Source organism: Planktothrix tepida PCC 9214 (assembly GCF_900009145.1).
GTDB classification, from domain to species: domain Bacteria; phylum Cyanobacteriota; class Cyanobacteriia; order Cyanobacteriales; family Microcoleaceae; genus Planktothrix; species Planktothrix tepida.
The window spans coordinates 1-11679 of the sequence record NZ_LN889820.1 but is presented as its reverse complement, the minus strand read 5'-3'; the positions used below and the strand labels follow the sequence as shown (position 1 = coordinate 11679).

Annotated in this window: 8 protein-coding genes and 1 pseudogene; 4 read left to right on the top strand and 5 right to left on the bottom strand. The window is 42.2% G+C overall.

All coding sequences use genetic code 11. The features are described 5' to 3' along the window. The 4 genes from PL9214_RS33455 to PL9214_RS29185 form a co-directional block, all read right to left on the bottom strand. Positions 1–2185 (bottom strand): DUF8696 domain-containing protein (locus PL9214_RS33455; protein ID WP_500690259.1); only part of this gene is annotated, 2185 nt, incomplete at its 3' end. Beyond that, the gene (locus tag PL9214_RS29195; RefSeq protein WP_072722805.1) at positions 2136–2744 is read right to left on the bottom strand and encodes a DUF4347 domain-containing protein; all 609 of its coding nucleotides are present in this window, start codon (positions 2742–2744) and stop codon (positions 2136–2138) included. The genes PL9214_RS29195 and PL9214_RS33455, both read right to left, overlap by 50 nt. Before the next feature lie 18 nt (positions 2745–2762). Then, positions 2763–4184, bottom strand: coding sequence for an FG-GAP repeat domain-containing protein (locus PL9214_RS29190; protein ID WP_072722804.1), 1422 nt, complete (start codon positions 4182–4184; stop codon positions 2763–2765). Beyond that, on the bottom strand, positions 4133–5713 hold the full coding sequence (locus tag PL9214_RS29185; RefSeq protein ID WP_072722803.1) for a DUF4347 domain-containing protein: 1581 nt from the start codon (positions 5711–5713) through the stop codon (positions 4133–4135). The genes PL9214_RS29190 and PL9214_RS29185 overlap by 52 nt, the downstream gene beginning before the upstream one ends. A 552-nt stretch (positions 5714–6265) precedes the next feature. Between PL9214_RS29185 and PL9214_RS33165 the strand changes: the two are divergent. The 3 genes and pseudogenes from PL9214_RS33165 to PL9214_RS29180 all read left to right on the top strand — a co-directional run. Continuing rightward, a pseudogene (locus tag PL9214_RS33165) lies at positions 6266–6412 on the top strand (calcium-binding protein); the annotation flags it as partial. A gap of 183 nt (positions 6413–6595) precedes the next feature. Further along, a complete protein-coding gene (locus PL9214_RS32565; RefSeq protein ID WP_245824396.1) occupies positions 6596–6772 on the top strand; it encodes a hypothetical protein in 177 nt (58 codons plus the stop codon). A gap of 552 nt (positions 6773–7324) precedes the next feature. Further along, positions 7325–9553, top strand: coding sequence for a DUF4347 domain-containing protein (locus PL9214_RS29180; RefSeq protein WP_072722802.1), 2229 nt, complete (start codon positions 7325–7327; stop codon positions 9551–9553). Here PL9214_RS29180 and PL9214_RS33450 read toward each other — a convergent pair. After that, a complete protein-coding gene (locus PL9214_RS33450) occupies positions 9519–10994 on the bottom strand; it encodes a DUF8696 domain-containing protein (RefSeq protein ID WP_500690260.1) in 1476 nt (491 codons plus the stop codon). The two genes, PL9214_RS29180 and PL9214_RS33450, sit on opposite strands and share 35 nt — an antisense overlap. On the opposite strand from PL9214_RS33450, the gene PL9214_RS33160 reads away from it, so the two are divergent. Continuing rightward, positions 10977–11363 (top strand): Ig-like domain-containing protein, encoded by a 387-nt coding sequence (locus PL9214_RS33160; RefSeq protein WP_186440502.1) that lies wholly within the window; start codon positions 10977–10979, stop codon positions 11361–11363. The genes PL9214_RS33450 and PL9214_RS33160 overlap by 18 nt on opposite strands. Positions 11364–11679 lie beyond the last annotated feature (316 nt).

The window sequence follows — 11679 nt, the reverse complement described above, 5'->3', positions numbered from 1 at the left end:
CCATCCCTGCACCGCCGCTGCCGAAGCCGAGGCCGCCACCGCCGCCGAAGCCGCCGATGCTGCCGCTGCGGCCGAGGCCGCCGCCGCCGCCGAAGCCGCTCATGCCGCCGAAGCCGCCGCCGCCGCCGAAACCGCCGAAACCGCCGAAACCGCCCCAGCCGCCGCCGCCCCAGCCGCCGCCGCCGCCCCAGCTGCCCCAGCCGCCGAAACCGCCAAAACCGCCCCAGCCCCCGTTGCCGCCGAAGCCGCCGCCGCCGCCATTGTTAGCTGCTATCTTCTGCAACCCAATACCACCACCAAACTGCTTATTGCCCCCTTCGCCATTACCACCAATAGCTTGATTCCCCTCAAACTTCACTCCATCAACCTTCACATCCCCTTGATAAATAAACAGTGCCCCTCCCATCCCCGCACCACCACCGGAGTCATAACCATCGCCTCCCTTAGCAACTGCGTTTTTCAGCGTCAGGTTCTTAAAACTCACATTCCCTGATTTGACAAAGAAAATCGGACGGTCATCTTGAGCCGCTTTACCATTATTATTGTTATCCCCATTGATGGTATGTCCTTGCCCATCAACAGTCATATCGCTATCAACCAAACTCCACATCCGAATCACATCGTCGCCAAAATTCAGACGCACATCGGTATTGAGTTTGATGGTATCGGCTCCGGGCTTCTCGTTAGCCGTTTTAATTGCCCAACTCAGAGTTCCTTCGGTATCTCCCTTACCGTTATCTAAATCTTTAGTAACAGAAATGGGCGTGTTCCCTGTACTTACCGCACTGGTAGCGCCACTATTCACCGTTTCCGAGGTTCCCCCGCCATCGGTATAACTCACCTGCACCCGCACGGGCTTGCCAACTTGAGTCGCACCCAAGGCAAATGTAGTATTGGTTGCCCCACTAATATTTGTCCAAGTCGCGCCATTATCGGCTGACTCTTGCCATTGATAATTAAAAGTTCCTAAACCATCCGCATCCGCTAAGGTATTTGTTGCCGTTAAAATTTGGTTTTGTGTTGCTGTTCCTGTAATACTAATATTCCCTGTCGGTAAGTCATTAACGTTAGTAACGGTAGTTGTGGGTGTACTATTAACAGTTTCTGCTGTTCCTAGTCCATCAGTATAACTAACTTTAACCTGTACCTTTTTCCCAACTTGTGTCTGAGATAAGGTGAACTCATTATTAGTCGCTCCACTAATATTAGTCCAAGTCACTCCATTATCTGCTGACTCTTGCCATTGATAATTTAATGTTCCTAAACCATCAACATCCGCTAAGGTATTGGTTGCCGTTAAAATTTGGTTTTGGGTTGCTGTCCCTGTAATATTAACTGTTCCTGTGGGTAAGTCATTAACGTTAGTAACCACAGAAGTCGGACTACTATTAACCGTTTCTTGTGTTCCTTGTCCATCAGTATAACTAACTTTTACCTGTATATTTTTCCCCACTTGCGCTTGAGATAAGGTAAAAGTATTATTAGTTGCTTCACTAATATCAGTCCAGGTGACTCCATTATCTGATGACTCTTGCCATTGATAATTAAACATTCCCAAACCATCAAAATCTGCTAAAGTATTGGTTGCAGTTAAAATTTGGTTTTGTTTGGGTGTTCCTGTAATACTAACATTACCTGTAGGAACATTATTCAAAAGCGCATAAACCAGAGAAGTCGGACTACTATTAACGGTTTCTTGTGTTCCTAGTTCATCGGTATAACTAACTTTTACCTGTATATTTTTCCCCACTTGGGTTTGAGATAAAGCAAAAGTATCATTAGTCGCTCCACTAATATCAGTCCAGGTGACTCCATTATCGTCTGACTCTTGCCATTGATAATTTAATGTTCCTAAACCATCCGCATCCGCTAAGGTATTGGTTGCCGTTAAAATTTGGTTTTGTGTCGCTGTTCCTGTAATACTAACATTACCTGTGGGTAAGTCGTTAACATTAGTAACTACAGCAGTTGGACTACTATTAACCGTTTCTGCTGTTCCTAATAGGTCTGTATAACTAACTTTTACCTGCACCTTTTTCCCAACTTGTGTTTGAGATAAGGCAAAAGTATTATTAGTCGCGTCACTAATATTAGTCCAGGTGACTCCATTATCGGCTGACTCTTGCCATTGATAATTAAAAGTTCCTAANGAGGGAGACGTTGGTGTTGAGGCTAAAACCGCCACTGCCGTTGTTGCTATAGATTTTGCTGATGGGTTTATTAGAACTATCGGAGCCCGTGAGCAGGATGTCGGTGTCCCCATCTTTGTCAAAGTCGGCTGTGGTGACCGAACTACAGTAAACACCGGGGAGGGAGACGTTGGTGTTGAGGCTAAAACCGCCACTGCCGTTGTTGCTATAGATTTTGCTGATGCGGTTATTATAACCAGCGGAGCCCGTGAGCAGGATGTCNTCTCCTATTTTTCCGGCTGCTACTTCACATCCATACACTAAAATATCGGCGGTTTTTGTTAGGGCTTTTCCCCACTGCTGAAGTAGACTCTTAAAACTGTCTATATTTTCTCCATTGAGAAGGTCTGAACCGAGTTGTAAATGACCGGGGCTTCCGTGAGAAACGATATGTAGGGCTTGAATTTTTGATAAGCCTTTGAGTGCTTGTGTGATCTGTTCTACCCCACTTGGGTCTGGGTCTAAAATCACGATTTCTGCGTTTTTGTTGGCTCCTTCTATTAGGCTTGGGTAGTTGTCGATAGTGGAGTCAATGAAAATAATTTGTTTTTTCATGGTTTTCAATTCAGTTGATTAATTAATGGCCCAAGAATTCTGATCAGTAGTTGCCGGGAGATCGCACCCATTTGAAGGGATGAACGNAGTTAAAATTTGATTTTGTGTTGCTGTTCCTGTAATACTAACATTACCTGTGGGTAAGTCGTTAATATTAGTAATAACAGAAGTCGGACTACTATTAACCGTTTCTGCTGTTCCTAATAGGTCAGTATAACTAACTTTGACCTGTACCTTTTTCCCCACTTGGGTTTGAGATAAGGTAAAGGTATTATTAGTCGCTCCACTAATATCACTCCAGGTGACTCCATTATCGGCTGACTCTTGCCATTGATAATTTAATGTGCCTAAACCATCTGCATCTGCTAAGGTATTGGTTGCAGTTAAAATTTGATTTTGTGTTGCTGTTCCTGTAATACTAACATTACCTGTGGGTAAGTCGTTAATATTAGTAATAACAGAAGTTGGACTACTATTAACGGTTTCTGCTGTTCCTAATAGGTCTGTATAACTAACTTTTACTTGTACCTTTTTCCCTACTTGTGTTTGAGATAAGGCGAACGTATTATTAGTTGCTCCACTAATATTAGTCCAGGTGACTCCATTATCGGCTGACTCTTGCCATTGATAATTTAATGTTCCTAAACCATCTGCATCTGCTAAGTTATTGGTGGCGGTTAAAATTTGGTTTTGTGTTGCTGTTCCTGTAATATTAACTGTTCCTGTAGGAGCGTCGTTAACATTAGTAACCACAGAAGTCGAACTACTATTAACCGTTTCTGCTGTTCCTAATAGGTCAGTATAACTAACTTTTACTNCCTTACTGTTGCTGACGGCGGGGAAGTTTGTCCAGGTTGTGCCGTTGTCGGTGGAATATTGCCAGGTGCCGTTCTTGTCGGCAGTTGTAATCGCGATGGCTTCGGTGATGGTGGGGTTGGTGTCTACATCGGATATCGGCAAAAAATTGCTATAGATTTTGCTGATGGGGTTACTAGAACTATCCTTGCCCGTGAGCAGGATGTCGGTGTACCCATCTTTGTCAAAGTCGGCTGTGGTGACCGAACTACGGTAAACACCGGTAAGGGAGACGTTAGTGTTGAGGCTAAAACCGCCACTGCCGTTGTTGCTATAGATTTGGCTGATGGGGTTATCAGAACTATCGTAGCCCGTGAGCAGGATGTCGGTGTACCCATCTTTGTCAAAGTCGGCTGTGGTGACGGANCCGTTGCCGCCGTTGTCGCCGTAGCGGCCGTTGTCGCTGAAGCCGCCGGGGCCGTTGCTGCCGTTGCTGCCATTGTTAGCTGCTATCTTCTGCAACCCAATACCACCACCAAACTGCTGGTTGCCCCCTGCGCCATTACCACCTCTAGCTTGATTCCCCTGAAACTTCACCCCATCAACCGTGACATTCCCTTGATAAATAAACAGTGCCCCTCCCATCCCCGCACCACCACCGGAGTTATAGCCATCGNATTGCTACCACTGGTGCCATCCCATCCTCGATAAGTGAGGCTGACATTGCCGTTAAAGTTGGCATTGGGAACAAATCGAACTAAAGCTGTATTACTTAAAAGAGTCGCTGAACTGTTTGTTACTGCCCCAAATGCTGTCCAATTGCTGCCGTTATTGTTAGAAAACTGCCAAGTTCCGTTACTTGTATTGCTCAACCCTGTTACTGCTATGCCACTGGGGTCGCTGTTGGCATCGGTGAAACCACTGCTTAAGACGGTGGAAACTAATGTCCCTGGATTGGTTGTCGGGTCTTCGTTAATTGTGGTTAAATTAGATACGTTAGCTGCATTTAGGACGGGGGCGCTGTTGTTGTATTCTCCTGTTGCTCCAAAAAAGTTCAACCAAGTGTTTGTATTTGTGCCACTGGTTCGGGTTATGGTGATGCTTTGCAGGATTTTCGTTGTATCGGGTGTTAACCCTAAACCAAAGATTTTTCCAGCATTAAAATCCCAGTAACTTGAGCCGGTTGTATCGTTACTTAAGTCTAGTCCATTAATCAGATAGTAACTAGAAGCTGACTCGGTAATTGAAGTGGCAATATCGGCAATTGTGGCTGTACTGGTGCTGGTGCTGCTATCGCTATAGTTAAATTTTATATTTATTGTCCCGCTACCATTTGTCCCGGTGGCAAACAGGTGAATTTTTTGGTAGGGACTAGCCGTGACGTTAAAGGTAAAGGATGAGTTGTTGGTGGTGAGGATTTTGGCATTGTTGCCGTCATTGCTGTTATTGTAGCCGAGTTGAATGTTGGGATGGTAGCTGTTGGCTGCAAACAAGCCGTTGTCGGGTAAACCGTTGCCATTGGTTCCTGCTTTAAAGGTGGCAAAAGACTGAGTGACTAGGGCGTATGTCGGTGAACCGAAGGGATTTTGGCTGGGGTCTGTGGTGCCGTTATTGTAGTTAATAATGACATCATCGCTGAAGATTGAGCTAACATCGAAGTCTTTGATTGCTAATACTCCAGCATAGCTTTTCATTGTTACTGCTGAAAAAGCTAGGGGGGTTTCTATTGACCCGATGGTTTTGTCTAATTTCCAGTCTCCTCCTAGGGTCGCATTGCCAGTTTTTTGGCTGGATGCTGCTATGTTGGCCCCTATCATTTGATTCAGGTGCTGGATGAATTTTTCTCCTATTTTTCCGGCTGCTACTTCACATCCATACACTAAAATATCGGCGGTTTTTGTTAGGGCTTTTCCCCACTGCTGAAGTGGTTTCCTAAAACCATCTAAATTTTCCCTATTTAGAAGGTCTGAACCGAGTTGTAAATGACCGGGGCTTCCGTGAGAAACGATATGTAGGGCTTGAATTTTTGATAAGCCTTTGAGTGCTTGTGTGATCTGTTCTACCCCACTTGGGTCTGGGTCTAAAATCACGATTTCTGCGTTTTTGTTGGCTCCTTCTATTAGGCTTGGGTAGTTGTCGATAGTGGAGTCAATGAAAATAATTTGTTTTTTCATGGTTTTCAATTCAGTTGATTAATTAATGGCCAAAGGATTCTAATCAGTAGTTGCCGGGAGATCGCACCCATTTGAAGGGATGAACGGGAAGGACGATCTCTATTGACCCGATGTACAATTTTTCCTCGGTTTAAACAGTACAATCGGGGAAATTGCCGTTGGGTATATTTGGAGAACGTCTCAATTTAACGTTAATAACTTTAGTATAACCGATTAATTATGTGTTGAATACCGTAGAATTACTGAAATTTTTTCATGAGGTTTTTGGCCCAAAATTATATCGGTGAAAATCTGGATAGGGGAGCAACGGGACTCCTGTTTAAATGTTTGCTACGCATCCGTCCAAGTAGAGACGTTGTATGCAAGGTCTCTACAGGAGGTTTAGGAGATTATTTAAAATATCCTCTTCAATAGAAGATAAAATTTTAGGCTTCATTGGATCTTAATTTTAAAATCTTTAAAATGCTTACTAAAATCTCGCTTCACTTCTTCTATTGGGACTTAAACAAAAATAAGGAGCTAAATAGGTGATAATTATTATATACCAAGCCTATTACGGGTAATACTTTAGCTAATATTATTACCGGAAATACTGCTAATAATATTCTCAATGGTAGTAGCGGTGCTGACCAATTATTAGGTGGGGATGGCAATGATTCTCTGAGTGGAGATGCTGCTAATGATACCCTTACAGGTGGACTTGGTGCGGATAAATTTATCTACAATACCAATGCTGCTTTTGCTACTTCTGCCGTTGGTGTAGATACGATTACCGATTTTACCATAGCCCAAGGTGATCAAATTGTATTAGATAAAACCACCTTTACCAGTATTAGCAGTATTGCGGGAACTGGGTTTTCTGTTGTTGGTGAGTTTGCCAAAGTGACCACCGATGCTCTCGCTGCGACCAGCGCGGCGGATATTGTGTATAACACTGCAACCGGAGGATTATTTTATAATCAAAATGGTACAGCCGCAGGTTTTGGTACAGGGGCTCAATTCCTTACCTTAACGAATAAACCAGCCTTAACAGCAACTCAATTTGTAATTCAAGCTTAATTTGAAATTGATAAACAGAGAAGCCGGGTTTTTTCCACAATACCTTCGTCAGTTTTTTTAACTGTAGAAGTAACCACCAAGACACGAAGGCACGAAGGAAGAGATAAAGGAGATATTATATTCAAAGGACATGATTAAACTATACCCTTGTTATTGTCACAATCATATCTTCTGAATCATCCTTCTTGCTTTCTTCGTGTCTTTGTGGTGACAAATGCAGAAGAGATCTTAAAAATTACCCCAAATTACTATTAATATTTTTTGAATTCACAATAACAATATTTAGCAAAATTATAGAAAATAACTACACGGTCAGTCTTTTAAAATCTATATCTTAGGTATAAGCACAAAAAATATATTGCTGGCTACAATGAGGTTGATTCAGTTGGTTTCAAGAACCTATACAGCTAGATTTTAGCTGTGTATTGACTTGAACATAGAGATTATTTGCCTAAACCTAGAACTTATATAAAAGGTTTAGGTGATAAGGATATTTGCATCTACATAATAAACTTCAACCTCATTTTTAATTAAAATTAGGACTATCTGGGTATGTCATTACAAAAGCAACAAAAAGCCATCGTTTTTATTGATGCTCGTGTTGAAGATTATCACATCTTATTAGAAGAAGTTGATCCAACCGCAGAAGTTATTATTTTTTCCCCTAACAAAGATGGAATTCAAGAAATAACCTCTGTTCTCAGCCATCGCAAAAATATTCAATCTCTCCATATTATTTCTCACGGAAGTCCCGCAGAAGTAAAATTAGGAAATACCGAATTAAATACCCATACTCTGAATCAATATGCACCTCAAATTAAACAATGGCAAACTGCTTTTACCCAACATACCGATTTATTATTATATGGCTGTAATATTGCTCAGGGGAGTTTAGGAAAATCTTTTATTCATCACTTAGCTAAACTGACTCAAACTCAGGTTGCAGCCTCCAAAAATTTAATTGGAAATGCCGAATTAGGAGGAAATTGGACGTTAGAAGAAACCACTGGAACCATTCAAACGCCATTGTGTTTGAGTGCAAAAGCGATCGCAAATTACAAGGGAATTTTATCTGAACCTGCGATTAATTTTAGGGGTACTTTTGTGCAAAATGGGGTAACCACTTACGAAGCCCCAGGTGCTAACGACCCCAATACAATCTACACAATGAACTATGCAGGAAATAACAATACATTCAATTCTTTTGATATTGTTCTTCCCGATGTGGGAACAGTTCCCTTTGAAATCATTAAGAATTTAGATTTTCTGAAAATTCAACGAAAAGATAACCCGGAAGTTCAAGGAATTAGGGATATTTTGTGGTTTGATGGTGCTGCAAATGGCACAACAATTAATATAAATTCAGGCTATAACAGCAGCATGGACGTTGCTCTGAGAACTCCTATTTTAAACTTAGGAACTGACAATGTTTTTACGAATACAGGAAATCCTAATAACAACAATAACAATATTGAACGAATAGATTTTATAGAACCCGGAGGTTTAATTTCACCTACGACCAATGAGAATATAGGTTTTGTATTAGTTGAACGAGGAAAACCTGGTTTAAATGATCCCGTTATTATCACTCCAATTTTAGGTATTGATGAACAGAATAAACCCACAGAATTCGGGGGGTTAATTAACATTAGTGATGGGGAGTGGGGAAATTCTGGGCTTCCCGATGTTATTCCTCAAATTACCCGCCAAGATGCAAATCAAGATAAAATGCGTTGGTCTTTTACCAGTACAACACAAAGTATTGGAGGTATTTATGTTAGCTTTGCCGATTTAGGGATTAATCCTGGGGAAACTTTCTATGGTTATGCCATATTTCCAGCAGATGTAAATGCCAATATGGATTTAATCGGATTATCAGATGTCCCCTTAAATACCAATCAAGAATTAGGCGGTTTAGATGTTATTACCGGAGGATTATTAGCCAGTGCACTTAATATTGCTCCCACCAGTAGTAACAATAATGTCACTACTTTAGAAGATACTCCTTATAGTTTTGTTGCTGCCAATTTCCCCTTTACTGACCTCAATACTGGGGATACGTTACAACAGGTCAAAATTACCAGTCTCCCCACCCAAGGAACACTTAACTTTGGTAGTCAAGCTGTTACTATTAATCAAATTATTTCGATTGCAGAAATTGGTCAATTAAATTTTAGTTCACCGCTTAATGCCAATGGTGACAATTACGCGAACTTTAGCTTTCAAGTCGGAGACGGAACGGATTTTAGTGGTAATTATACCCTCACCGTTAATGTTACTCCTGTTAATGACGCGCCGGAAATTAATGACCTCAACAATAACCCCAGTTATATCTTAGGAGAAAACCCGGTTGTTCTCGATAACAATGCCATTATCAATGATGTAGAATTAGATGCTATTAACAATTATGCTGGCTCTACTCTAACTTTAAGTCGTGATGGTGCAGCTAATCCAAATGATGTTTTTAGCGGAAGTGGCACATTAGGAGCCCTTACTCCTGGGGGAAATCTAACAGTTAATGGCGCTATCATTGGCACTGTCACCAACAATAGTGGGGGTCAACTTTCCCTCACCTTCACGAATGCGACAGCAACTCAAGTAGATACGGTTTTACAACAAATTGCCTATTCTAATAGTGGTGATACTTCGGAAACAGTTACGATTAACTATAGCTTCAATGATGGCAATACAGGAAGCCAAGGTACAGGAGGCGCTTTAACGGCTACAGGTAGCCTTACGGTTAATATTAATACGCCACCCAACCAACCNCGTCTGGGGTGAGTCCTGTATCGACGAGGGTAGAAATTAGGGTGGTTAGAGGGGTAACTACCGTAGAATCGGGAACTGCCCGCAATGTACCCGTAAAGGCTTGTCCGGTAATGGCATCTGTACCGCCGATGGCGACATACTCTCCTTCACCCGCATCAATAAACCCGTCGCTGTTGAGGTCGAAACTATCGGGAATGTCGAGGGTAAAGTTGCCAGCACTGTCGGTGGTGGTACTGGGTTCGTCGCTGTCTTGGGTGTCGTTGAGGTTGCCATCAAAGAACAGGGTAGCACCAGCAATGGGGCCATCTTGAACTTTGATATTGCCATATCCGGCGTTGGTGTTGAGTTTAACTCCAGAGGCAGCTTGAGTTTTGGTGGTGTCATCAACCGTTAGGTTATTTTCAAAGGTGGTATCACTGCTCATGGTGACGGTTGGGGGTGAGTCTGGTAAACCCTCGTAATTAATCTTCTTCTGAGTATCTATCGTTTCTTGGGTGAGAGCAAAAATCGCACCCCCCAGCCCTTTTCCATCATCGGAGGTGACACGTTTGCTATTTCCCTTTCCACCAGTGGCTGAATTATTTTTGAAGATGGAACTTTGGATGGTGAGGTTGCCTCCCCGGACAAAANTAAAACCGCCACTGCCGTTGTTGCTATAGATTTGGCTGATGCGGTTTCCTGAACTATCCCAGCCCGTGAGCAGGATGTCGGTGTACCCATCTTTGTTGAAGTCGGCGGTGGTGACCGAACTAAAGTAAACACCGGAGAGGGAGACGTTAGTGTTTTCTTTGATACCTAAAGGTGGAGGAATAAGATTCCCGACAGTATCCCCACTGGAGTTGCTGTCATCTTCGTTAATAGGGGTGAGGCTATAGGTGAAGTTGGTATTATCTAATACGGGAGCATGGTTAACGGCAGTGACATTAGTAACGGTAGCTGTGGGTGTACTATTAACCGTTTCTTGTGTTCCTAGTTGATCAGTATAACTCACTTTTACCTGCACCTTTTTCCCCACTTGGTTTTGAGATAAGGCAAAAGTATTATTAGTTGCTCCACTAATATTAGTCCAGGTGACTCCATTATCGGCTGACTGTTGCCATTGATAATTTAATGTTCCTAAACCATCAACATCTGCTAAGGTATTCGTTGCAGTTAAAGTTTGGTTTTGTTTTGCTGTCCCTGTAATACTAACATTGCCTGTGGGTAAGTCGTTAACATTAGTAACGGTAGCTGTGGGTGAACTATTAACAGTTTCTGCTGTCCCTAATAGGTCAGTATAACTAACTTTTACTTGTACCGTTTTCCCCACTTGGGTTTGAGATAAGGTGAACGTATTATTAGTCGCTCCATTAATATTAGTCCAGGTGACTCCATTATCGGCTGACTGTTGCCATTGATAATTAAACGTTCCTAAACCATCAACATCTGCTAAGGTATTGGTGGCGNCGTTAATAATCCTAATAACGGTACAGTTAACTTAAATCCTGATACTGGAGAAGTTGTCTTTACGCCTACACCCGGTTATATTGGGCCTGCAAGTTTTGAATATACTGTCAATGATGGAAACGGGGGAACAAGTACCGCAACGGCTAATATTACGGTTGAAGCACTACCCAACCAACCCCCTATTCTTGTTGATGATACGGCTACCACTCAACAAGATATTCCTGTTACCTTAAATCCTTTAAATAATGATACCGACCCCAATGGAGATAATTTAACTATTGCATCTGTTAATAATCCTAATAACGGTACAGTTAACTTAAATCCTGATACTGGAGAAGTTGTATTTACTCCCACACCCGGTTATACTGGCNCCTAATAGGTCAGTATAACTAACTTTTACTTGTACCGTTTTCCCCACTTGCGTCTGAGATAAGGCAAAAGTATTATTAGTTNTGCCGTTAAGGTTTGATTTTGTTTTGCTGTCCCTGTAATACTAACATTACCTGTGGGTAAGTCGTTAACATTAGTAACGGTAGTTGTAGGTGAACTATTAACCGTTTCTGCTGTTCCTAATAGGTCTGTATAACTAACTTTGACCTGTACCTTTTTCCCTACTTTCGTTTGAGATAAGGCAAAAGTATTATTAGTCGCGCCACTAATATTAGTCCAGGTGACTCCATTATCGGCTGACT